Origin of the sequence: Arthrobacter sp. Y81, from assembly GCF_002929335.1 — a bacterium.
Taxonomy (GTDB): domain Bacteria; phylum Actinomycetota; class Actinomycetes; order Actinomycetales; family Micrococcaceae; genus Arthrobacter.
Window position 1 is genome coordinate 166280 of record NZ_PJIL01000003.1, and the last position, 23706, is coordinate 189985.

Genomic DNA, 23706 nt, shown 5'->3' on the forward strand with positions numbered 1-23706 from the left:
TCGGTTATCGCCTCGTGATGGCGTCCACGACGGCGGTGAGCGCCGCCGGTACCTTCGTGGCGTCCGTGCCGCCGCCCTGGGCAACGTCGTCCTTGCCGCCGCCGCCACCACCGAGGATTCCGGCCGCCAGACGGACCAGGGCGCCGGCCTTGACGCCCGCTGCGCGGGCTGCCTCGTTGGTGGCGACCAGGATCACGGGACGGTCGTTGCTCACACCGGCAACCGCCACGGCGGCCGCCTCGGAGCCGAGACGGGTGCGCAGGTCGAGTGCGAGTCCGCGGAGGTCGTCAGCGCCGCTGACCTGTCCGGCGTCGTGCGCAATGACCTTGACCCCGGCGGCATCCTTGGCGGTGCCGACCAGCTGCGCTGCGGCTGCGGTCAGCTGCACCTTGCGCAGGCGCTCCAGTTCCTTTTCAACGGTCTTGAGCTTGGTGAGGGTGGTGGCGATGCGGTCTGCAAGCAGGCCGGACGGGACCTTGAGCATTTCGGTGAGCTCCGTGACGAGCGCACGCTCGGCAGCGAGGTGCCGGAATGCCTCCATGCCCACAAAGGCCTCCACGCGGCGGTTTCCGGAACCCACGGACTGGTCGCCCAGCAGGGACAGGCTGCCGATGAGCGAGGTGTTGGCCACATGGGTGCCGCCGCAAAGCTCGCGGGACCAGGCGCCGTCGATCTCCACAACCCGGACTTCGTTGCCATAGTTCTCGCCGAAGAGCGCCATGGCGCCGAGCGCCTTGGCCTCGGCAAGTGCCATGACCTTGGTATCCACCTGGAAGTTGTTCCGGATGGCGATGTTGGAGACTTCCTCGATCTCCGAGCGCGTTGCGGCGCTGAGGCCCTCGCCCCAGGCAAAGTCGAAGCGCAGGTAGCCCGCTTTGTTGTACGAGCCGCGCTGCAGGGCCTCCGGGCCGAGGATCTGGTGCAGGGCAGCATGCACGATGTGCGTCCCGGTGTGGGCCTGCTCCGCCGAGTGGCGCCGCTCGCGGTCCACGGCGGCCTGCACGAGGGAGTCAGCACCGATTTCGCCCTCGCGGACAATTGCCTTGTGCACGCTCAGGCCCTTGACGGGCCGCTGGACGTCCAGGACCTCGACGACGAATCCGTCGCCCGTGATGAGTCCGGTATCGGCTGCCTGGCCGCCGGCCTCGGCATAGAACGGGGTCTCCGCCAGCACGAGCTCGATCTCCTCGCCCGTAGACGCCTGGGAAACCTTGCGGCCGCCGGCAAGGATGCCGCGGACCTTGGATTCGCCGGCAAGCTCGGTGTAGCCGGTGAAAACGGTCTCGCCCTCGGCCAGCAGCTCCTGGAAGGCACTGAGGTCCGCGTGCGAGCCCTTCTTGCCCTTGGCGTCGGCCTGGGCGCGCTGGCGCTGCTCCAGCATGAGCTTCCGGAACTCGGGCTCGTCAACCTTAAGGCCGGCTTCTTCCGCCATTTCCAGCGTCAGGTCGATCGGGAAACCGTAGGTGTCGTGCAAGGCAAAAGCGTCGGCGCCGGACAGCGGCTGGCCGGCTGCCTTGGAATCCTTGACCGCGTCCTCGAGGCGGGCCGTGCCGGATGCGATGGTCCGCAGGAAGGCCTTCTCCTCGGCGTAGGCGATGCGGCTGATGCGGTCGAAGTCGGTCTCGACCACCGGGTAGACGCCCTTCATCGCGTCGCGGGATGCCGGGAGGAGGTCGGGCAGGCAGGCCTTTTCGACGCCGAGGAGCCGCATGGAGCGCACGGCACGGCGGATCAGGCGGCGCAGCACGTAGCCGCGGCCTTCGTTGGAGGGGGTCACGCCGTCGGCGATCAGCATCAGCGCGGACCGGATGTGGTCGGCCACCACGCGCATCCGGACGTCGTCCGTGTGGTGCGGATCGTCGGCGGACTCGGCGGAGGTGTACTCCCGGCCGGACAGTGCCGCGGCCTTGTCGATCACGGGGCGGACCTGGTCGGTCTCGTACATGTTCTCGACATCCTGCAGGATCATTGCGAGGCGTTCCATGCCGAGGCCGGTGTCGATGTTCTTCTTGGGCAGTTCGCCGGTGATGTCGAAGTCCACCTTGGAGCGGACGTTGTCGATCTGGTACTGCATGAACACGAGGTTCCAGATTTCGACGTAGCGGTTCTCGTCGGCGATCGGGCCGCCCTCGACGCCGTACGACGGGCCGCGGTCGTAGTAGATCTCGGAGCAGGGGCCGGCGGGGCCGGGCTGGCCGGTGGACCAGTAGTTGTCGGCCTTGCCCATCCGCTGGATCCGTTCGGCGGGCATGCCCGTGTTCGTGAGCCAGAGCTGCTCGGCCTCGTCGTCCTCTTCATAGACGGTGACCCAGAGCTTCTCGGGCGGCAGGCCGTAGCCGCCGTCGTCAACTCCCGTGGTGAGCAGTTCCCAGGCGAACTTGATGGCGTCTTCCTTGAAGTAGTCGCCGAAGGAGAAGTTGCCGCACATCTGGAAGAAGGTGCCGTGGCGTGCCGTCTTGCCGACTTCCTCGATGTCGCCGGTCCGGATGCACTTCTGCACGCTGGTGGCGCGGTTGTAGGGCGCCTCTTCGCGGGCCGTCAGGTACGGAATGAACGGCACCATGCCGGCCACCGTGAACAGCAGGGAGGGGTCGCTGGAGACCAGGGATGCGGAGGGCACCGCCGTGTGTCCCTTGCTGACAAAAAAGTCGATCCAGCGCTTGGTGATCTCCTGCGACTTCATAACCTGGTTACTTACCCTTCTTGGTGTACTGCGTGTAGTTCTGATGCGTATGGGTCAGATGCGTGAGGTCACGCAAACGCGTGGGGCTGCCTGGGCATCTGCGGTGGCATCTGCCGGGGCTGCCGGTTTAATTCTCCCCCACTGGGGGCGGTGCGGTGTCCGCGCCCGGACACCGGACTGGCTGCGGGCCTGTCCTGGTGGAGGGCGCTAGCGCCGCGCCACGTCCTGGCTGTCGATGCCCAGGGCTGTCCGCAGCTCGGTTTCGCGCTCCTGCATTCCGTCCCGCACGGCGTCCGCGAAGTCGTAGATGCCGTCAGCCAGGCGGCCCACCGCCCGGTTCAGGCCTTCGGGCCCAAGAGTGGACTGCGCCTCGGTGATTTTGCGGAACGCGATGACGCCGATGGCGACGCCGATTCCCATCCAGAGAATTCTTTTCATTGAGTGCTCTCCGTCTGGATTAGCGGCTGCGGCGGCCGGTGGCGGGTTTCTTGCGGGCTGACAGGGCGGAGCGGACACCGTAGCTGAAGGCTGCCACCTTGATCAGCGGGGATCCCACCGTCGCGGCCACGAGTGACGAGAGCGCGGAGATGTTGGCTGAGGCGTCCGAGACGTTGGACGAGATGCCGTCAACCTTTTTCAGCTGCTGGTTGGTGGTGGAAACCGTGGCCGTGACTTCGTCCATGAGTGGCGTGGCGCCGTCGCTGATTGCGCGGATGGACGTCCGGACTTCGTCAAAAACCCGTCCGAGCTTCAGGATCGGCACGGCGAGGATCAGCACGAGGAGCGCAAACACCCCTGCCGCGATCAGGCCGGCAATATCGCCACCAGACATAGACGTTCATCTCCTTGTGATTCCGTGGACTGCTGCGGGTTCCGCGGCGGCATCATGGCCGCTGTCGCGGAAGTCCCCCCAGTACCTTACATACAAAGAAGCCCGCGGCGCTTGCCACGGGCTTCTTTGTATACGCTGCTGGTATTTAGCGTGCGTAGAATTCGACGACGAGCTGCTCTTCGCAGGTTACGGGAACCTCGGAGCGCTTCGGGCGACGAACCAGGCGTGCCTGCAGGGCGTCAAGCTTGACGTCCAGGTAGGCCGGAACCTGGGGCAGGACGTCGCGGTGTGCGCCGGCCGCTGCAACCTGGAACGGAGGCATGGTTTCGCTGCGGCTGTGAACGTGGACCAGCTGGCCCTCGCCGACGCGGAAGGACGGGCGGTCAACGCGGATGCCGTCAACCAGGATGTGGCGGTGCACAACCAGCTGGCGGGCCTGGGCGATGGTGCGGGCGAAGCCGGCACGCAGCACGAGGGCGTCGAGACGCATTTCGAGCAGTTCGATCAGGTTTTCACCGGTCAGGCCCTTGGTGCGGCGTGCTTCTTCGAAGGCACGGGTCATCTGGGCTTCGCGGATGCCGTACTGGGCACGCAGACGCTGCTTTTCGCGCAGACGTACGGCGTAGTCGGAGTCCTGCTTCTTGCGGGCACGGCCATGCTCACCGGGGCCGTACGGGCGGCGCTCCATGTACTTGGCGGCCTTGGGGGTCAGAGCAATGCCGAGTGCACGCGAAAGGCGTGCGGTACGGCGAGCACGAGTGTTGTTAGCCACTTGTGTCCTTCCAATATCTGCGGTGTGTCAGTGTTACTGGCCTCCACGATGGAGAGCATCGGCCAACCGCTGCCTTTTGCTACTGGGCACAGGGCATAACCACACCACAGCATGAAATGCTGAAAATCAGTGGATTGTGCGTCCGTGCCTTGCCAGACAACGAACAATCCTACCACGATGAGGCCTGCGGCCCTGATCGGCCGGAGCCAGGTCAGGGCGCTACGGTCAGGGCACTGTCAGATGCCGGCGCAGTCAGATGAGGGCGCAGTCAGATGCCGGCGCAGTCAGATCCGGGCGTGGACACCGCGGCTGGACGGCCGGCCGAAGGAGGCGGCACCCAGGAACTCCACGGCAACGAACGGCTCGGACCCCACCACCCACTCATCGTGGCCGGGCGGGAGTGTGTAGGTGTCGTTGGCGTGGATCGTGGAACGGACGCCGTCGGCGGTTTCCACTTCCAGGACCCCGGAGACACAGAATCCGAGATGGTTGTGCTGGCAGAAGTCCGTCTTCTCGAAGGGCTTGCTGCTCTCCGACCACCGCCAGCCCGGATTGAGAATCAGACGGGCCACCGAGTAGTCGTTGACGGTGACAAGATCAAACTCCGCCTTGTCGGGGCAACGCTTCTTGTCCGGGATGTCAAAGGATTTTACGGACAGTGCTGTGACGAAATTTACGGACATAGGACACTACCTGGGAACTGGGAAGAGGGCGCATGGAGGTGGTGCCGGGCTTGTGTTGTGCCAGCCCCGACCTGGGGCCTGAGTGTACGAACAACCGGCATTTTTGCTGATGTCCCCCCTCAAGGCACGCACGTTCAACAGATCCGTGCTGACGTAATTCAACGTTAGCCCTCCGCCGCCGGAAGTCAACGGGTAACGCCCGGGAGCGTTCGGACGGGGCCGGTCAGCCGCCGCGGATGATCTTCCGCAGCCGCTCCAGCCGGGTGGAAATCTCGCGTTCGGCACCATTGGCGGTTGGCTGGTAGTAGTCCCGGCCGACCAGGTCATCCGGCGGATATTGCTGCGTGGCAACGGCATGCGGGGCGTCGTGCGCGTACTTGTAGCCCTGCCCGTGCCCGAGCTGTTTGGATCCCGGGTAGTGCGCGTCCCGCAGGTGGGCGGGGATGCCGTTGCCCAGGCCGGCCCGGACGTCTGCGGTGGCCTTGTTGATGCCCATGTATGCGGCGTTGGACTTCGGGGCCGTTGCCAGGTGGACCACGGCTTCAGCCAGCACGATGCGACCTTCGGGCATGCCGATCAGCTGCACGGCCTGGGCAGCGGCAACGGCGGTCTGCAAGGCCGTGGGGTCGGCCATGCCAACATCCTCCGCGGCCGAAATCACGATGCGGCGGGCGATGAATCGGGGGTCCTCCCCCGCTTCCAGCATGCGCGCGAGGTAATGCAGTGCTGCATCGACGTCGGAGCCCCGAATGGATTTGATGAAGGCGCTGGCTACGTCGTAGTGCTGGTCCCCTGCCCGGTCGTACCTGACGGCTGCAACATCGAGGGCGCGTTCGGTGTGCCGCAGTTCCACGGTGACGGGGCCGTCGTCGGCGTCGTCGGCATCCCCGAAAGCCACGCCCGCCGCCGCCTCCAGCGCCGTGAGAGCGCGGCGCGCGTCGCCGCCGGACAACCGGACCAGGTGGGCCAGCGCTTCATCGCTGAGCTCCACTTTCCCGTTCAGTCCGCGGGCATCGGTCACGGCCCGCTGGACCAGGCCCTCTACGTCCGCATCCGTCAGTGGGCGGAGCGTCAGCAGCAGCGACCGGGATAGCAGCGGCGAGACGACGGAAAAGGACGGATTCTCCGTGGTGGCGGCAACCAGCACCACCCAGCGGTTTTCAACGCCGGGCAGCAGCGCGTCCTGCTGGGCCTTGTTGAACCGGTGGATCTCGTCGAGGAAAAGGACAGTGGTGGTTTTGTAGAGGTCCCTCGCGGTGAGCGCTTCGTCCATGACGCGCCGCACGTCCTTCACGCCCGCCGTGATGGCGGAGAGCTCCACGAACTTCCGGCCGGGGCCCTTGGCGATCACATGGGCCAGCGTGGTCTTGCCGGTTCCCGGCGGACCCCACAGGATGAGCGACGTCGGTCCGGCCGGTCCGGCGGAGTCGGCCCCGGCGCCGGCCGCCAGCTGCCGCAACGGGGACCCCTGTCCCAGCAGGTGTTGCTGGCCCACCACGTCGTCGAGGGTGCGGGGCCGCATCCGGACCGCCAAGGGGCTCCGGGGCCGCGCCCGTCCGGCGTCCGGCCCGGAAACCGCCGAACCGGACGGCGCCGCTGTCCCGCCGTCGTCGTCGTTATCCGGCCCCTGGCCAAAGAGATCATCCACATAGATAGGCTACTTCTAGTTCAATGACCGCACAGACAACGGAGACCACGCGATGCCCACCCCAGAGTCCCGAGTGGCGTTTGTCTCCGGCGCCCGGCTGCCGGGGTGGGTGGAGCGCTTCGCCGCAAGCCACGGCACCCTCACGGAGGAAGAGCCCGACGGCGGCCTCCGCCTCGCCGCGGCCGACGGCGCCGTGGCGCTGCTGCAGGCCCCTTGGCCGGCGGACGGCCGGCCCGGGGCAGGAACCGACGCGGTGTCGCGGCTCGCGTCGCTGGCGGCGCAGTCCCGCACGCTCGGGTTGGTGCTTGTCCGCCGCGGCGGCTATTCCGTGGCGGTGGTCCGTGACGGCGCCGCCCTGGCATCCAAGACGGGAACCCGCCACGTGCAGTCCAGGACTGCGGCCGGCGGCTGGTCCCAGCAGCGTTTCGCCCGGCGGCGCGCCAACCAGGCGGATGCCCTCGTGGAGGCGGTCGCGGAGCACGCCGGCCGGATCTTCGGCGGCCACCGGATCGAGTACCTGGCGCCTGGCGGTGACCGCACGCTGGCGGAGCAGGTTCTCGCCGAACCCGTGCTGAAACGCTACGCGGCACTGACCCGGCTGCCGTTCCTGGACGTTCCGGATCCCCGCGCCTCCGTGCTCAAGCGGGCGGCCGCAGACCTGTGTTCGGTGCGCATCCTGGTGACCGACCCGCCGGTTTAACCCCGCGGCCGCCGTGCTGCGTCCCCGTCCGCAGCCCGGGCACCATTTCGACGGTTCCGTGCCGTCTCGACGCCGCAGCGGGACGTCGAGTGCGCAGGGAACCGTCTAAACGGACGCCGCTACTCGCACTCACCGATTCGGACGTCTCCGGCCCGTCGCCCTAGCCGGCTTCCACGCCGGCCCCGCGGTCCACACCGCGGGCAGCCGCGAGCCTGCCGATGTCGCGGCCCGCCCGGTAGCCGAACACGAGGGCAGGCCCAATGTGCGAGCCGTAGCCCGGGTAGCCGCCGCCGAAAACGCTCACCGCGGCTGCGCCGACGGCAAGGAGGCCCGGGATGGCCGTTCCCTCGGCGGTGACAGCTTCGGACCGCTCGTTGACGCCGACTCCGGCGAAGGTGCCCAGGTCGCCCATCTGGATCTTCGCGGCGTAATACGGGCCCTTGCCGACCGGGGCGAGGTTCGGATTCGGCTTGTGTTCAAGGTCGCCCCGGAAGTGGTTGTACAGCGTGGAGCCTCGGCCAAACGCCGGATCCTCACCGCGCTCCGCTCCCGGATTAAACTCAGCCACGGTCGCCGCGAGGCCCGTGGGGTCGATGCCGAGCTTTCCGGACAGTTCCGCCAGGGTGTCCGCCTTGACCAGGTACCCGGCCCGGTAGAAATAGCCGCGGGGCATCGGCCAGGGCTTGGCGTAGCCGATGCCGTATTTGTGCATTGTCTTCGCGTCGCCGATCACGTATCCAAACGTCTTGTCCTCGTCCTTGTTGTGCCCGATCATGGCTCCGCCGAAGTCGTGGTAGCTCAGCGCCTCGTTTCCGAAGCGCTTGCCGTGACGGTCGACGGCGATCAGGCCGGGCAGTCCGATCGCCCGCAGGTGCGGAAAGAGCCGCTGCTTGCCGTTGAGGTACTTGAACACGGTCACCGGGGCCCAGGAGCCCACGCTGAACACCGAATCGTCGATGTGCCCGCCGGCACTGATCGCCAGGGTGGCGGCATCCCCTCCGTGGCCCACGGTCGGCGTGAAGTGGTTGTCGCCGTCGGCGTCGTGCGGAAAATACTGCTGCCGCAGTTCCTTGTTGCCGGAAAAGCCGCCGGCGGCGAGGATCACGCCGAGCCGGGCCGTCACCGTGGCGGCATGCTCACCGCCGATCACGGCGCCCGTGATGGTTCCGGCGTCGTCGCGGGTCAGTGAAACGGCGGGTGAAGAATTCCACAGGCGCACGCCCAGGTCACCGGCGCTCTTGACCATCCGGGTCATCAGGGCGTTGCCGTTGGAGCGGAGGACGGGACGCTTGTACCGGGCGGCGTCGGCCCACGTGCGCAGCAGCTTCTTCGCCACATAGACGAACGAACTGATCGACTGGTTCACGTGGAAGAACTCGTTGATGTCGGGTCCGACCTGGGGCATATAGCCGAACACGGTGTAGGAACTCATGTACGGCTGCATCAGGAGCCGCTTGTCCCCGAGCGCCCGTGCGTCAACATCCTGGGGCAGGATGGCACGGCCGGACAGCTTGGCCCCCGGCAGGTCCATCTGATAGTCCGGGGATTTCTCCGGGTAGGTGAACTTGACCTCGGTTTCGTTCTCGAAAAAGGAGATCGCCTCAGGCACGGTATCCAGGAAGTCCCTGACGCCTGCTTCGTTGAACGTCTCCGGGGCAAGGCTTTTCAGGTATGTCTCGGCGTCCTCCCGGGTGTCCCCCTGCGCCACGCCCTGCTTGTTGCCGGGGACCCATGCCCAGCCGGCGGAAATGGCGGTGGTTCCGCCGAAGTACTGCTCCTTTTCCGCAACGATCACGGTCAAGCCCTGCGAAGCGGCTTTCAGCGCTGCGGCCATCCCGGCCACGCCGGAGCCGATGACGAGGACATCACAGACAGTCTCGCTCCTGGTTCCTGCCGTGCCAATGGTTCCTGTCTTGCTCATTTGGTTCCTGCTCCGTTCAGTCGGCTGCCCGCATCCTCGCCGGCAGCCGGGTGGAAGGCTAAAGCCCCAGTAGAGCCGGTGGCACCGGCAACCGGGAGGAGGATTACCATTGAGCGGGAATCCTGAGGAGGAAGCGTGGCCAATTCCGCATCGGGCGAGTCGATCATCGGACGCTTCGTGAAGATCGTGAGCGCGTTCGACGACCGGCATACCTCCATGAGCGTCGCCGAACTGGGGCGCCGGACCGGACTGCCTGTGACCACGACCTACCGGCTGGTCAACGATCTGCTGCTCGAACGGCTCCTCGAACGCGAACCCGGCGGTGATATCCACATCGGCACCCGGATGTGGGAACTTGTTTCCCGCGGATCCAAGATGCTGGGACTGCGGGAGGCTGCCCTGCCGTTCATGGAGGACGTCCAGGCAGTAGTGCAGCACTCCACCACCCTGGGCATCCTTGATTCGGACGAGGTCCTGTACATCGAGCGGCTGGGCTCCGACAAGACCATCGTCGACATCACCAAGATCGCCGGAAGGCTGCCGGTGCACGCAACGTCCTCGGGCCTGGTTCTGCTGGCACACTCCCCCGCCGCCTATCAGGACAGCTTCCTAGCCCGGCCCCTGACGAAGTTCACCGAAACCACCCTGACCGATCCAGCTTTGCTTCGCCGCCATCTGGCCGAGATCAGGCAGCGCGGGTTCGCTGCCATGCCGGGCGTGATCGTACCCGAATCCAGCGGCATCGCCGTCCCCGTCTTCGGGCCCGACAACACCGTCCGCGCCGCGCTCAGCGTGGTGGTGCCGCGCAACGAGGAGAACGCGGCCGCCCGGGTCCCCGTCCTGCTGGCCGCCGCCCGGGGTATTTCCAGGGCACTCGGCTGGCGGGGTGAGCTGAAGGGCACTCTGAGGCAGAGTCACTGAACAGAGTCACTCCATATTGGCTTTACCGTTCATCGGCAATCGTGTGGTTCCGGTCACAGCTCCCCTGCCACTCTGGCTAGGACGCAGCGAAGAGGCTGCAGGAGCACGAGGAGCCCCCCCATGAATCCCACACTGAACCGAGTGGCCGGAAAGACCGCCATCGTCACCGGAGGCCGCGGCGACCTGGGCAGCGCCACCGCCGCCCTCCTGGCTGAACACGGTGCGGTCGTTGCCAGCCTGGACGTTGCCGGCATCCCGGCCGCCGCGGCCCACGCAAACATCAGTGAATACGACGTCGACGTGACCAGCGAGGACAGCGTCACCGATGCCATCCGCCGGGTCCGCGACGACCTGGGCGCGCCGGACATCCTGGTCAACGCCGCCGGAATCATCGGCCCCGCCGGCGCCTCCCACACCGCCTCGGTTACGGACTTCGACCTGATCTTCAACGTCAACGTCAAGGGCGTCTGGCTGATGACCAAGCACGTGGTTCCCGGCATGATCGAAAAGGGTGCCGGCAGCATCGTCAACTTCTCCTCCATCCACGGCCTGACCGGGGGCAGGAATGTGCCGCTCTACCACGCCACCAAGGGCGCCGTCCGGCTCCTGAGCAAGTCGGACGCTGCGGCCTATGGAAGTTACGGCATCCGGGTGAACTCCATCCACCCCGGATCGATGAACACCCGGATGAGCCGCCGCTCGGCCGAACAGTCCGACATCGGCGCCGAGGCCTACTACCAGCAGCTGGTCGGCTCGAACCCGCTGCCCCGCCAGGGCCAGCCGGACGAGATCGCCTACGGCGTGCTGTACCTGGCGTCCGACGAATCGCGCTTCACCACGGGCTCCGAGCTCGTGATCGACGGCGGCTACACCGCCGTCTGACCCGGCTCCCCGCCGTTTGACCGCCAGCGGCATCCGGCCGCGGCAGCCCCTGCGCAAATCGAGCGCAGACATTCTTCCTCCTGAAAGGCACCACCCATGAAATTCATTAACGGAAGCGCCTCGGAAAGCTACGACGTCGTCGTCGTCGGTTCCGGCGCGGGCGCACTCACCGCGGCGGCCACCGCCGCCTGTGCCGGCAAGTCCGTCGTCGTCCTCGAAAAAAGTGAGCTGCTGGGCGGCACCTCCGCCGTCTCCGGCGGCATGCTCTGGGTGGCGGACAACCACCACGCCCGGAAGGCCGGTATTGCCGACTCCAAGGAAGCGGCCGCAGAGTACGTGCGCGCCGTGGCCCGGGGACGCGGCCGCGAGGAACTGCTCGATGCAGCACTGAATTACGGCGACCGGATGCTCCGCTTCGTGGAAGAGGAATGCGGCGTCCGCTTCATCTTCCTCAACAACTTCCCCGACTACCGGCAGGACCTGCCCGGCGCCGTGGAGGGCGGCCGCACGGTGGAGCCCGAGCTGTTCAACAGCAAGGAAGCGCTGGGCGGACTCAGGCTGCACGTGCGCAGCGACGGCCGCGCGCCCTTCACCATGCAGGAATACGAAAACTGGGGCGCCTTTACGAAGTTCCCGTGGGACGAACTGGCCGGCCGCCAGGACGAAGGGCTCGTGGCCAAGGGGCAGGCCCTCGTCTCCATGCTGCTGGCCAGCCTGGTCCGCGACGGTGCCGCGCTTGTCACCGGGGCGCGGGGGCACCGGCTGCTCACCGACAGCGACCGGGTGACCGGCGTCGAACTGGAATCCGGCGAAACCTTCCGGGCAAACGACGGTGTGGTGCTGGCCACCGGCGGCTTCGAGTGGGACAAGGCACTGGCCGACTCCATGCTCGCGTCCCGGCTGTACACGATGTGCTCGCCGCCCTCGAACACCGGCGACGGGCTGCGGATGTCGCAGCGCATCGGCGGCCAGACCCGCGGCACCCGCGAAGCCTGGTGGGCGCCGATGTCCGTCACCGGTGACACACGCGACGGGCAGCCCGTGGGCACCCTGCTCCGCTTCGAACGCCAGGGCCCGGGCTCGATCATGGTGAACCGCCACGGCCGCCGGTTCGCCAACGAGTCGCAGAACTACAACGACCTGGCCCGATGCCTCCAGTCCTGGGACTCGGCCGCGAACCGGACACTCAACACGCCGGCCCACGTGATCGTGGACCACGGCTACCTGGAGCGCTATGGCATCCTGGCGCACCGCGCCGGCAAACCCACGCCGGGCTACCTGATCGAGGCGGCAACCCTCGAGGAACTGGCCGCAAAAATCAACGTTCCGGCAGAAAACCTGGAAGCCACTGTGGCCCGGTTCAACGAGTTCGCCGCCAAGGGCGAGGATCCGGACTTCGGCCGCGGCGAGAGCGCTTACGACAAGTATTGGGGCGACGACGGCAACCCGTGGCCGAACCCCTCGCTCGGCCCCCTCCGGTCCGGACCGTTCTACGCGCTGGAAGTGGTCAATGGCGCCTTCGGCACCAACGGCGGCGTGGCGACCGACGGGCTGGCCCGGGTGCTCGACGTCGACAACCGCCCCATCCCGGGCCTGTTCGCCGCCGGCAACACCACGGAAAACGCCTACGCCGCAGGCTACCCCGGCGCCGGCGCCACCCTTGGACCGATCATGACCATGGGCTACCTCGCCGGACGCACCATCGCCGGCCTGTCACCGGAGTACCGCTCCGCGGAACAGCCCGCCGAACAGGCTGAGCCAACCGTGGAGCTGGTGGGTGCCTGAGATGATCCGCCACACCGTGCTCTTCAAGTTCAAGCCGGGCTTCCCGCCCGCCGACAAGCAGGCCTGGATCAACGGCCTCAACAACATGACCGGCAAGATCCCCGGCATGCTCAGCCTCAGCCACGGCGCGGATGTCCTCAACACCGAGCGCTCCTTCGACTACGCCATTGTGGCCGACTTCGAAACGGTCGAGGACATCGCGGTGTACAACACGCACCCGCTCCACGAGCCGCTGAAGGCGTACTCGTTCCCCAACAGCCAGCAGATCCTTTCGGTGGACTTCCACCTCGGGGAGACCCCTGCGGCCACCACTAAGACAACGCAGTCTTAAGGAGATCCCCATGCAGTCTGCATCCACAACTCAGCCCGCAACGCAGCCGGCCCCGCAGTCGGCACCCCGGAAAACGCCGGGCAAGGCAGCCCTGGCATCCTTCCTCGGCAGCACCCTGGAGTACTACGACTTCTTCATCTACGGCACCGCCGCCGCCCTCGTGTTTCCGCACCTGTTCTTCCCCACGGCGGACCCTGCCATCGGCCTGATCGGCGCCTTTGCCACCTTCGGCGTCGCCTACGTAGCGCGGCCGGTCGGAGGCCTGGTGATGGGCCACTTCGGCGACAAACTGGGACGGAAGAAGATCCTGCTGCTGACCCTGGGCATCATGGGCCTGGCATCGCTGGGCATCGGGTTCCTGCCCACCTACGAGCAGGTCGGCGTCTGGGCGCCGATCCTCCTGGTGGCCGGGCGGCTCGCGCAGGGCTTCTCCGCCGGCGCGGAATCGGCCGGCGCCTCCACTCTTACGCTGGAGCATTCGCCCGAGGGCAAACGGGGTTTCTTCACCAGCTTCGTGATGACGGGCTACGCCTCCGGCATGGTGCTGGCCACCCTCGTGTTCATTCCGGTCACGGCCCTGCCGCAGGAAGCGATGATGAGCTGGGGCTGGCGCATCCCGTTCTGGCTGTCCATCGTGGTCCTGGCCATCGCCTACTGGGTGCGGACGCACCTGGACGAAACGCCGGTCTTCGAAGAGGCCCAGGAGCACCAGCAGGTCGCCCCGATGCCGCTCAAGGAAGTACTCAGGTTCCAGGGCGCCGATGTGCTGCGCGTTGTGGGCATGTCGATCATGTCCGTCATGCAGACCATCTTCACGGTCTTCGGACTGGCGTACGCCACCTCCACCGCAGGCTTTGACCGCGCATCCATCCTGACCGTCAATGCCGTAGCCATCGGGCTGTCGATGTTCGCCATGCCGCTGGCCGCGAAGCTCTCGGACCGGGTCGGACGGCGCCCCCTGCTGCTGACCGCCGCAATCGGCTGCTCGATCACCATCTTCCTGTACTTCCTTGCACTGTCCTCCGGCAACATCGTCCTGGTCTTCCTGGCCGCTTTCCTCAATATGACGGTGCTGTACTCGGGCTTCAACGGCATCTGGCCCTCGTTCTTCGCCGAACAGTTCGCCGCCCCGGTCCGCTATACCGGCATGGCGATGGGAAACCAGCTGGGGCTGGTTCTCGCCGGTTTCGCGCCGATGATCGCCGGCATGCTGCTGACCCCAGGCGCCACGGGCTGGGTTCCCGTGGCAGTCTTCGGCACGGTGTGCATGCTCATCGCAGCCTTCTCGGTGTTCTCCGCCCGCGAGACGTTCAGGACGCCGATCGAGGAACTGGGCGGTCCGTATCTGGAGGGAACCGCCCGGCGCCGGGAGCTGCAAAACCTGTGACTCCGACCGACAGCCCGAAAGGAACCACCATGCCGCGACCCGCAATCCGCCGCAACAAGTACCCGGGCCACGGAACCGGCCTGCCCGTCGACCGGCAGCAACTGCCGCAGCAGGGACCCGCGGCGCCCGTGGAGGCAACCCCAGCAGCCGCGACAACCGTTGACGGCGGCGAGTTGGCCGCCTCCCCCTGGGTGGGACTGCACTACGCGACCGAACGAACCTAGCAGCCGGTGAGGTGCCGCTTCGGCCGCTCCTGCCGATAGAGGTAGCGGCCGGCTTCCCGGAAGCCGGCCCGGGCATACAGTTCCCGGGCACCGGAATTGGCCGCTGTCACCAGCAACCAGTAGCCGTCCAGCCCGTGCGTCGCCCCCGCCCCCAGCAACGACCGCAGCACCCGGTTTGCGTAGCCGCGGCGCCTGGCATCCGGACGGGTCGCCATGCAGTACAGGCCGCCTCTACTGTCCGCCCGGCCCGGAGGAAGAGCAAGGCGTCCGACGGCGGCGGGCACGCCGTCGTCGTCCCTCACCAGGGCGTACAGCGACCGGCAGCCTTCGAGGATTCCGCGGGCAGTGGCGAGGGATTCCTCGTCACCGCGGCCGTCAACGCTCCACCAAAGCCGCAGCCACTCCTCCGTCGGCTGTGCCGAGAGCTCGACGCCGGCGTCAGATGCCGGCGCATCCCCGCCGGCACCTCGCACGAGGATCAGGGTCTCGGACTGGCGGGTGAAGCCTTCCTCATCGAGGACCGCATTCAGCGCGGAGCTCCGGGCATCGTCGACGACCTGGAAGATCACGGGCAGCCGGCGGTTGCGGTACCAGGCGCGCGCCTCCCGGAGCAGGGCCAGCCGTTCGTGCGGGGTTCCCTCCGGCTCCGAGCGTGGCCAGATGGAATTTGCACGCTGGGTCACGCCGCTGGCGGCGCGAAGAACCCACCCGCCGGATTCCTCCCGGTCGGGAGCGGGCCAGGCGGCGTCCATCAATGCCTCCAGGGCGGGGGTCGCCTGACGTTCCATCGGCTTCCTTTCAGCGGCTTGGGGACAGCAAAGGCTCCCCGGTTTCCCGGGGAGCCTTTGCTGACGATCAGTTCACTCTACTTGGCTTCGTCGTCGATCTTCTTGGGGGCCTGTTCCGCCTTCTTGGCCTCAGGCTTGAAGTCGACGCCGGCCTCCTTGCGCTGCTGCGCCGTGATCGGCGCCGGAGCTGCCGTCAGCGGGTCGTAGCCGCCGCCGGACTTCGGGAACGCGATGACGTCGCGGATTGACTCCACGCCGGCCAGCAGGGCTACAACGCGGTCCCACCCGAAGGCGATGCCGCCGTGCGGCGGAGCGCCGAACTTGAAGCCCTCCAGGAGGAAGCCGAACTTCGTCTCGGCGTCTGCCTTGTCCAGGCCCATGAGTTCGAAGACGCGTTCCTGCACGTCACGCTCGTGGATACGGATGGAGCCGCCGCCGATTTCGTTGCCGTTGCAGACAATGTCGTAGGCGTAGGACAGGGCGGATTCCGGGTCCTGGTCGAAGGAGTCCATGAACTCGGGCTTGGGCGAGGTGAAGGCGTGGTGGACGGCAGTCCACTGGCCGGCACCAACGGCCACGTCGCCCGATGCCACTGCGGCGGCGGCAGGCTCGAACATCGGGGCATCCACAACCCAGCAGAATGCCCAGTCGGAGGGGTTGATCAGGCCGGTGCGGTGTCCGATTTCGACACGGGCGGCACCGAGGAGTGCACGGGAGGGGGTCTTCTCGCCGGCGGCGAAGAAGATGCAGTCCCCGGGCTTGGCGCCGACGGCGTCGGCCAGGCCGGCGCGCTCGGTGTCGGTGAGGTTCTTGGCCACGGGTCCGGCCAGTTCGCCGTCCTCCTTGTAGAGCACGTACGCGAGGCCCTTGGCGCCGCGCTGCTTGGCCCATTCCTGCCAGGCGTCCAGCGCACGGCGTGCCTGCGATGCACCGCCGGGCATGACTACGGCACCGACGTAGGATGCCTTGAACACGCCGAAGTTGGTGTCCTTGAAGAATTCCGTGAGTTCGGTCAGTTCCTGGCCGAAGCGCAGGTCCGGCTTGTCCGAGCCGTAGCGCGCCATGGCGTCGGCGTACGTGATGCGCTGGATGGGCGTCGGGATTTCGACGTCGATCAGCTGCCACAGGGCTTTGACGATGCTTTCGCCGAGCGAAATGATGTCATCCTGCTCCACGAAGCTCGCTTCGATGTCCAGCTGGGTGAATTCCGGCTGGCGGTCGGCGCGGAAGTCCTCATCGCGGTAGCAGCGGGCGATCTGGTAGTACTTCTCGAAGCCGCCCACCTGAAGGAGCTGCTTGAAGAGCTGCGGGGACTGCGGCAGGGCGTACCAGGAACCCGGCGCGAGGCGTGCGGGGACCACGAAGTCGCGGGCGCCTTCCGGCGTCGAACGCGTCAGCGTGGGGGTCTCGATCTCAACGAAGCCGTCCTGGTGGAGCAGCTCGCGTGCCACACGGTTCGCTTCCGAGCGCAGGCGCAGGTTGCGGGCGGGGCCCGGGCGGCGCAGGTCCAGGTAGCGGTGCTTCAGCCGTGCTTCCTCGCCCACCTCGACGTGTTCGTCGATCTGGAAGGGCAGCGGATCGGAGGTGTTGAGGATGGTCACCTTCTCGGCAATGACCTCGATCTCACCGGTGGCCAGCGCCGGGTTTTCATTGCCCTCGGGGCGCTGGGAAACCGTACCGATGATCTGGAGCACGTACTCGTTGCGGAGCCCGTGGAAGACCTCTTCTTCGCGGACTACCACCTGGGCGACGCCTGAGGCATCGCGCAGGTCAACGAATGCCACACCACCGTGATCACGACGCCGGCCCACCCAGCCGGCCAGGGTAACGGTTTGTCCAATGTGCTCGGAGCGAAGGGATCCGAGGTCATGTGTGCGCAGCACAGCTTACCTTTCAGAAGGAAGACAGAGATGATGTTGAATGGGACCGTTACGGGAACAGCCCCGTTCGAGTTTACCCGTTGGAAAGGCTTCCCTTCCGCCATGCAGACCCACCAACGGCTTCAGCGCCGGCTCGGCGTGTTTGACGCCACCGCCATCGGACTCGGCTCCATGCTTGGCGCCGGCGTATTCGTCGTCTTCTCCCCCGCCACCGCACTGGCCGGCCCGCTGATGGTTCTCTCGGTCCTGGTCGCGGGCGCCATTGCCTACTGCAACGCTGTGGCGTCGGCCCAGCTGGCCGCCAAGTACCCGGCCAGCGGAGGGACCTATGTCTACGGCCGCAAGCAGCTCGGCGAATGGCCGGGCTTCATCGCAGGCTGGGGATTTGTCACGGGGAAGACTGCGTCGTGCGCGGCCATGGCCCTGACCTTCGGCCAATATGTGGCACCGGGCTTCGCCACGCCGTTGGCCGTCGCCGCCGTCGTGGTGCTCACGGGGGTCAACCTGATGGGCATCACCCGCACCGCCCTGTTGACAAGAATCCTGCTCGCCATCGTCCTTGGCACCCTGGTGTTTGTGACGGTTGCGGGCATTGCGGGGCCGCATCCGGAACCGGCCGGTCCCGTCGCAGGCCCGGGCAGCGCCTGGGGGATCCTCCCGGCCGCCGGCCTGATGTTCTTCGCCTTCGCCGGCTACGCCCGGATCGCCACGCTGGGCGAAGAGGTCAAGGATCCCGCCCGCACCATTCCGCGGGCCATCCTGGCCGCGCTGGCCGCAGCTTTCACGATCTATCTGGCACTCGCCGTGCTGCTGCTCTGGCACCTGTCCCCGGGGCGGCTGGCGGAATCGCTGTCGCCGCTGCTCGACGCCGTGATGTCCTCCGGTCTGGCCGCAGGCGCCCCGGTGGTGCAAGCAGGGGCAGCCGCGGCCTGCCTGGGCGCGCTGCTGGCACTGATCACCGGGGTTGGCCGTACTGCGATGGCAATGGCGAGGGAGCGGGACCTGCCCTCTCCCCTGGCCCGGGTGGGCGGGCAGCATACGGTCCCGTTCGTCGCGGAGCTGTCGGTGGCAGCAGCCGTGATCGTGCTGCTCCTGACGGCGGATGTGCTGACCGTTGTGGGTTTCTCGAGCTTCGGCGTCCTGATCTACTATTCGGTCACGAATGCCGCCGCCTTCACCCTGGCCGAACGGCCGCGCACGGCGCCCCGGTGGCTGAATGCGGCGGGTTTCGTTGGTTGCCTGATTCTTGCCGTCACGCTGCCGTTGGCCTCCGTGGCGGGCATGGCGGCCGTGCTGGCGGCCGGAGTTGCCGGCCGGTTCCTGGTGCTGCGGCTACGGAAGCTGCCGCCTAGGACTTAAGGATGCGGACGTACAGGTCCTCGGCCGAGGGCGTCCAGGTCGCGGGATCGGCGTCTGTCTGCTCGCCTGAACGGATGTCCTTGACCTGGTGTTTGCCGTCGTCGTCCGTGAACCAGACGAACGGGATACCCCGGCGGTCGGCGAACTTGATCTGCTTGCCGAATTTTTCCGCCTTGGCGGCAACTTCGGTGGATATCCCCCTGCCACGTAGCTGTGCCGCGACGTCCTGGGCAGCGCCCCAGCTGCCGTCGTTGTTCAGTGCGACGAGCACTGCCGTGGGCACCGAACGGGTTGCCTGGGCCAGGTCCTGGCTCAGGATCCTGGAGACGAGACGCGTGACGCCGATGGACAGGCCGACGCCTGGGAATTTGCGGTTGCCCTTGCTCGCCAGCGCGTCGTAGCGCCCGCCGGAGCAAATGGAGCCGAGCTGTTCGTGGCCCACCAGGACGGTTTCCACCACGGTTCCGGTGTAGTAGTCCAGGCCACGGGCGATGCTGAGGTCCGCCACTACCTTGCCCGGCGCACGCTGCACGGCGGCCGCAATGACCTGCTCGAGCTCGTTCAGGCCTTCCTCGAGCAGCTCGTCCTTGACGCCCAGCGCGCGGACCTTTTCCACGAAGGACGTGTCCTCAGTGCGGATGCCGGCAAGGCTCAGGGCGGCCTGCGCCTGGTCCTCGGTGGCCCCCAGTTCTGTCTTGAGCAGCTCGGCCACCTTTGCAGGGCCGATCTTCTCGAGCTTGTCGATGCTCCGCAGCACCCCGGCGGTGTCCGTCAGGCCGATCCCGCGGTAGAAGCCTTCGGCAAGTTTGCGGTTGTTGATGCGCAGGCGGAAGTCGGGAATGGGCAGGGCGCTCAAAGCTTCGGCGATCACCAGCGCGATTTCGACGTCGTAGCGGAACGGCAGATCGCCGTCGCCGACGATGTCGATGTCCGCCTGGGTGAACTCGCGGGCGCGGCCCTCCTGCGGACGTTCTCCGCGCCACACCTTCTGTATCTGGTAACGGCGGAACGGAAACGCGAGGTAGCCGGCGTTCTCCACCACGTAGCGGGCGAACGGCACCGTCAGGTCAAAGTGCAGGGCCAGGGAATGGTGGTCGCCCTTGGCAGCCTTGGATTCTTCGCCTTCGTCCTCCTGCAGGCGGCTGAGTCCGTACACTTCCTTGTCGATCTCACCCTTGCGGAGCAGCTGACCCACAGTTTCGACTGCGCGGGTTTCGATCGAGGAGAAACCGTGCAGCTCAAAGACGCGCCGCAGCGTGTCCAGCACATGCAGCTCCACCAGCCGCTCCTCGGGAAGCCACTCGGGGAATCCGGACAGGGAGGCGGTGCGTGCCATGGTGGATTTTCTCCTCAGGTAACAGAAGGCTGGAGTCCGCTGCGCGGTCATCCGATTCCGCCATGTGATCAAAAAGCGGCGGTAAAGGCGGGAGTCCAGCCAGTCATGCATAAACTATGTGCGGCAGTCAGTTTATGCTTTCGGCGCCAGCAACTCTAATGGAGCTGGCCCGGAGCATCGTCTGCCGCTTGCTGCCGGACACCGGACGTCGCCCTTGGCCCGTTTGGCGTGCCGGCCCGACAACCAGGAGGACTTTTGGCGGCCAGTTCACGGAGCGCCCGCGAAGCAAAGCGGCGCATCCTGCAAATGGAAGCGAAACGCGAGCTGCGGCGGCTGCAGGAGAAGCGCCGCAAACGCGACAATCTCCTCGCTGCAGGCGCGGGTGCCGCGGCACTGGTGCTCGCCGTCGTCCTCCAACTCACCGTCTTTGCCAGCAACCCGACCGAGGACGAGTACGCTGCTGCACAGGCAGGGCTGACCAGTCCTTCGGCAACGCCGACAACGCCGGCCACCAACGCAGCGAACATCCCGAAACCGGAGACAGCGGCAGGCAAGGTTTTCACCGGTGAGCTTAAGTTGAACAGCGGCGCCCTGGGCGTTGAGCTGGACGGAACCAAGGCTCCCCAGGCGGCCGCGGTCTTCAAATCGCTGGCTGACGAGAATTACTACAACGGAATCAGCTGCCACCGGCTGACCACGGGCGAGACCTTTGGAGTGCTGCAATGCGGTTCCAAAACGGGTGATGCCCAGGGCGACCCTTCCTACACCTGGGGACCGCTGGAAAATACTCCGGCAGACAACAAATATCCGGCCGGATCCATTGCTGTGGCGCGTACCAGCGGCAACGCCTACGGTAACGGCACCCAGTTCTTCATCGTGTACAAAGACACTGTCATTCCGGCTGATGAGGCCGGCGGGTACACGATCGTGGGCAAGGTGACGTCCGGACTTGACGTGGTAACGAACATCGCGGCCGCCGGTATTAAGACGGGCGGAAGCGCAACAGACGGCGCTCCTGCGGAACCAGTCACGATAGACTCGTTCTCTCTGAAGTAACCAGCCCCCGGCCTCCACGCGGCGGGTGCAGGTATTTCCCTCCAAGCGAAAGACTTTTAGCGGTGACAGACAGTCAGAAATCCGACGAAATAGTAACAGCAGCTGCCGACGAGGCCGGGACCGAGGCTCAGGTGGTTGACGGCGCGCAGGCGGCTGGCAACGACGCAGCGGCCGAGGCCGCGGCAGACGCACAGTCAACAGCCCAGGAAAGCCCCGAAGCGGAGGCTCCCGCGGCTGGCGACGCACCCATCGAGGCACCGGCCGCCGAGGAGGCTCCGGCAACTGAGGCACCCGCCGCCGAGGAGGCTCCGGCAACTGAGGCACCCGCCGCCGAAGAGGCTGCGGCGGAGGAAGTACCGGCGACTGAGGCACCGGCGACCGAAGAGGCTGCGGCGGAGGAAGTACCGGCGGCCGAGGATGTTCCCGCCGCTGCCGCTGCGCCGCGTCCTGCACCGCGTCCGGCCCCGTCGCCGGCCGCATTTGCGGCGAGGCCCAAGGCTGCTTCTTCTCCCGTGGCTCCGGTCCCCGCTCCCGTGCCTTCGGCGGTGTCGCTGGCGGAGGCTGCACGCTGGGGCCGGGTCGAAGGGGACGGACACGTCTTCCTGACTATCGACGGCGCCGAACACCCCGTGGGCCAGTACCCGGGCGTCAGCGACGACGAAGCGCTGGGTTACTTTGCCCGGAAGTACGACGACGTGGCGGCCCAGATTGTTCTCCTGGAACAGCGCGTGAGCTCCAAAGCGCCCACGACCGACATGCAGAAGACCGTGACGCACCTGCGCGAGCAGCTGGCCGAACGGAACATGGTGGGTGACCTCCGCGCGGCCGAAGCCCGTCTCGACACGCTGTCCACCCAGATCACGGAGCTCGAAAAGGCCGAAAAGGCCGAACACGACGCCGTGCGTGCCGCCGAGCTGGCCACCCGCGAAGCAATCGTGGCGGAAGCGGAAGAAATTTCCGGACACGATCCTGCGCAGATCCAGTGGAAGACCTCCAGCGCCCGCATGAACGAGCTCTTCGAAAGCTGGAAGACAGCGCAGAAGAACGGCGTCCGCCTGGGCCGCAGCAACGAGGACGCCCTCTGGAAGCGGTTCAGGGCAGCACGGACGGTCTTCGACCGCCACCGCCGGGCGTACTTCTCACAGCTGGACAGCAACAATTCCGCAGCCAAGGCTGCCAAGGAAAAGCTGATCACTGAAGCCGAGGCACTCTCCTCCTCCACCGACTGGGGCTTCGCCGCCGGCGAATACCGCCGCCTGATGGACGAATGGAAGGCCTCACCGCGCGCCAGCCGGAAGGACGACGACGCACTGTGGGCCCGGTTCCGGGCCGCCCAGGACGTCTTCTTCACCTCGCGGCAGGCAGCCAACGACGAGATCGACCAGGAGTACGGCGCAAACCTGACCGTGAAGGAAGCCCTTTTGGTCGAGGCCAACGCCCTGCTGCCCATCAAGGACCTGGGCGCCGCCAAGAAGGCCCTCCAGTCCATCCGTGACCGCTGGGAGGAAGCCGGCAAGGTTCCCCGTGCGGACATGGGCCGGATCGAAGCCGGCCTCCGGAAGGTGGAGGACGCCGTCCGCCACGCCGAGGATGAAAACTGGAAGCGGTCCAACCCGGAGACCAAGGCACGGACCAACAGCGCCCTTTCGCAGCTGGAAGCAGCCATCGCCGGGCTTAAGGAAGACCTCGCCAAGGCAGAGAAGGCTGGCGACCAGCGCAAGATCAAGGCCGCCCAGGAGGCCCTCGAGGCACGCCAGGCATGGCTGGACCAGATCTCTCGCTCGGCCAGCGAACTGTCCTAGCCACTTAGGCAGGCAGGCACAGGCCCCGTTCCGGTTATCCACATATCCGGAACGGGGCCTGTACGCGTTTGGGGCTGCAGGAAAAGATGGCTGAATGGCTACCTCGTCCCCAGTCCCCGGAAATATCAGTAGCGCAGATGCCGGGTCTGTTGAGCTCTATTCGCCCGGTGCCGTGTTCTCGTGGCCGGAGCTGCAGGCCATGGCCGCCGACGGTGTCCTGAGCCAGCTCTACCAACGCGGGTACATGCTGCCCGGCACAGCCACCACCCCGCAGCTGCGGGCACGCGCGGCCTCATTCGCTGTCCCGCCGGGAATCCGGCAGCGCGTCGTGGCAGGCCGGATGACGGCGGCGTGGATCTACGGGTGCGCCGGGGAACCGGACCGGCTGGCACTGCTGGTGGATGCCACCCGGCGTGTCTCCAGCCTGAGATCCACCAGGGGCTGCACCCTGCACGAGGTCAGGCTCGGCCCGTTCGACGTCGTGAGCCTCGGCGGGCTGATGGTTTCCAGCCCGCTGCGGACGGCGCTGGACATCGCACTGCACGTGGACGCTGAGCGGGCGTTGCCGGCCCTGCGCAAGATGCTGGCAAGTCCGGAGCTGGACGTCAGGCTGCGGCTGCTCACCCTGGCCGTCGAAGCCACTCCCCGGGTTCCGTACAAGAAGGCCGCGCTGGAATTACTGTCGGCCCTGCATCCCGAGCCCGGTTAGCAGCCCG

At 66.8% G+C, this 23706-nt stretch carries 21 protein-coding genes; 11 read left to right on the forward strand and 10 right to left on the reverse strand.

What is annotated here, in order from left to right; translation table 11 throughout:
* Positions 1-4: 4 nt before the first annotated feature.
* From alaS to CXQ91_RS05975, 6 genes are all read right to left on the reverse strand, one after another.
* Positions 5-2683: an alanine--tRNA ligase gene (gene alaS / locus CXQ91_RS05950; RefSeq protein ID WP_104173003.1), complete on the reverse strand. Its 2679-nt coding sequence runs from the start codon at positions 2681-2683 to the stop codon at positions 5-7.
* A 207-nt stretch (positions 2684-2890) separates the two neighbouring features.
* Positions 2891-3121: a DUF6167 family protein gene (locus CXQ91_RS05955; RefSeq protein ID WP_181038795.1), complete on the reverse strand. Its 231-nt coding sequence runs from the start codon at positions 3119-3121 to the stop codon at positions 2891-2893.
* A gap of 19 nt (positions 3122-3140) precedes the next feature.
* A complete protein-coding gene (locus CXQ91_RS05960) occupies positions 3141-3515 on the reverse strand; it encodes a DUF948 domain-containing protein (protein ID WP_028269108.1) in 375 nt (124 codons plus the stop codon).
* 145 nt (positions 3516-3660) lie between these two features.
* Positions 3661-4287: a 30S ribosomal protein S4 gene (gene rpsD / locus CXQ91_RS05965; RefSeq protein WP_011692125.1), complete on the reverse strand. Its 627-nt coding sequence runs from the start codon at positions 4285-4287 to the stop codon at positions 3661-3663.
* Positions 4288-4571: 284 nt separating this feature from the next.
* The gene (locus CXQ91_RS05970) at positions 4572-4970 is read right to left on the reverse strand and encodes a cupin domain-containing protein (protein WP_104173005.1); all 399 of its coding nucleotides are present in this window, start codon (positions 4968-4970) and stop codon (positions 4572-4574) included.
* A gap of 223 nt (positions 4971-5193) precedes the next feature.
* A complete protein-coding gene (locus CXQ91_RS05975) occupies positions 5194-6618 on the reverse strand; it encodes a replication-associated recombination protein A (RefSeq protein ID WP_104173006.1) in 1425 nt (474 codons plus the stop codon).
* Between the two features lie 52 nt (positions 6619-6670).
* Between CXQ91_RS05975 and CXQ91_RS05980 the strand changes: the two genes are divergently transcribed.
* Positions 6671-7318 carry an acVLRF1 family peptidyl-tRNA hydrolase gene (locus tag CXQ91_RS05980; RefSeq protein WP_104173007.1) on the forward strand — a complete coding sequence of 216 codons (648 nt, stop codon included), beginning with the start codon at positions 6671-6673 and terminating at the stop codon, positions 7316-7318.
* Between the two features lie 160 nt (positions 7319-7478).
* Here CXQ91_RS05980 and CXQ91_RS05985 read toward each other — a convergent pair whose 3' ends face one another.
* Complete coding sequence (locus CXQ91_RS05985; protein ID WP_104173008.1) at positions 7479-9239, reverse strand: FAD-dependent oxidoreductase; 1761 nt, start codon at positions 9237-9239, stop codon at positions 7479-7481.
* A gap of 135 nt (positions 9240-9374) precedes the next feature.
* On the opposite strand from CXQ91_RS05985, the gene CXQ91_RS05990 reads away from it, so the two are divergent.
* From CXQ91_RS05990 to CXQ91_RS06015, 6 genes are all read left to right on the forward strand, one after another.
* Entirely contained in the window at positions 9375-10160 is a 786-nt protein-coding gene (locus tag CXQ91_RS05990; protein WP_104173009.1) for an IclR family transcriptional regulator, read from the forward strand.
* Between the two features lie 120 nt (positions 10161-10280).
* Positions 10281-11042, forward strand: coding sequence for an SDR family NAD(P)-dependent oxidoreductase (locus tag CXQ91_RS05995; RefSeq protein ID WP_104173010.1), 762 nt, complete (start codon positions 10281-10283; stop codon positions 11040-11042).
* A 96-nt stretch (positions 11043-11138) separates the two neighbouring features.
* A complete protein-coding gene (locus CXQ91_RS06000; protein WP_104173011.1) occupies positions 11139-12827 on the forward strand; it encodes an FAD-dependent oxidoreductase in 1689 nt (562 codons plus the stop codon).
* Position 12828: 1 nt separating this feature from the next.
* A complete protein-coding gene (locus tag CXQ91_RS06005; protein ID WP_104173012.1) occupies positions 12829-13158 on the forward strand; it encodes a Dabb family protein in 330 nt (109 codons plus the stop codon).
* 10 nt (positions 13159-13168) lie between these two features.
* Entirely contained in the window at positions 13169-14545 is a 1377-nt protein-coding gene (locus CXQ91_RS06010) for an MFS transporter (RefSeq protein WP_104173013.1), read from the forward strand.
* Positions 14546-14574: 29 nt separating this feature from the next.
* On the forward strand, positions 14575-14769 hold the full coding sequence (locus CXQ91_RS06015; protein WP_104173014.1) for a hypothetical protein: 195 nt from the start codon (positions 14575-14577) through the stop codon (positions 14767-14769).
* On the opposite strand, the gene CXQ91_RS06020 is transcribed toward CXQ91_RS06015, so the two are convergent.
* Both CXQ91_RS06020 and aspS read right to left on the reverse strand, forming a co-directional pair.
* Positions 14766-15557 (reverse strand): N-acetyltransferase, encoded by a 792-nt coding sequence (locus CXQ91_RS06020; RefSeq protein WP_104173015.1) that lies wholly within the window; start codon positions 15555-15557, stop codon positions 14766-14768. The two genes, CXQ91_RS06015 and CXQ91_RS06020, sit on opposite strands and share 4 nt — an antisense overlap.
* Before the next feature lie 77 nt (positions 15558-15634).
* A complete protein-coding gene (gene aspS, locus CXQ91_RS06025) occupies positions 15635-17440 on the reverse strand; it encodes an aspartate--tRNA ligase (RefSeq protein ID WP_104173016.1) in 1806 nt (601 codons plus the stop codon).
* A 99-nt stretch (positions 17441-17539) separates the two neighbouring features.
* Between aspS and CXQ91_RS06030 the strand changes: the two genes are divergently transcribed.
* Entirely contained in the window at positions 17540-18796 is a 1257-nt protein-coding gene (locus tag CXQ91_RS06030; RefSeq protein WP_104173186.1) for an APC family permease, read from the forward strand.
* On the opposite strand, the gene hisS is transcribed toward CXQ91_RS06030, so the two are convergent.
* The gene (hisS, locus tag CXQ91_RS06035) at positions 18786-20132 is read right to left on the reverse strand and encodes a histidine--tRNA ligase (protein WP_104173017.1); all 1347 of its coding nucleotides are present in this window, start codon (positions 20130-20132) and stop codon (positions 18786-18788) included. The two genes, CXQ91_RS06030 and hisS, sit on opposite strands and share 11 nt — an antisense overlap.
* 255 nt (positions 20133-20387) lie before the next feature.
* Between hisS and CXQ91_RS06040 the strand changes: the two genes are divergently transcribed.
* The 3 genes from CXQ91_RS06040 (at position 20388) to CXQ91_RS06050 (ending at position 23699) form a co-directional block, all read left to right on the forward strand.
* On the forward strand, positions 20388-21188 hold the full coding sequence (locus CXQ91_RS06040; protein ID WP_104173018.1) for a peptidylprolyl isomerase: 801 nt from the start codon (positions 20388-20390) through the stop codon (positions 21186-21188).
* Between the two features lie 62 nt (positions 21189-21250).
* Positions 21251-22990 carry a DUF349 domain-containing protein gene (locus tag CXQ91_RS06045; protein ID WP_104173019.1) on the forward strand — a complete coding sequence of 580 codons (1740 nt, stop codon included), beginning with the start codon at positions 21251-21253 and terminating at the stop codon, positions 22988-22990.
* Positions 22991-23084: 94 nt separating this feature from the next.
* The gene (locus tag CXQ91_RS06050) at positions 23085-23699 is read left to right on the forward strand and encodes a type IV toxin-antitoxin system AbiEi family antitoxin (protein WP_104173020.1); all 615 of its coding nucleotides are present in this window, start codon (positions 23085-23087) and stop codon (positions 23697-23699) included.
* Positions 23700-23706 lie beyond the last annotated feature (7 nt).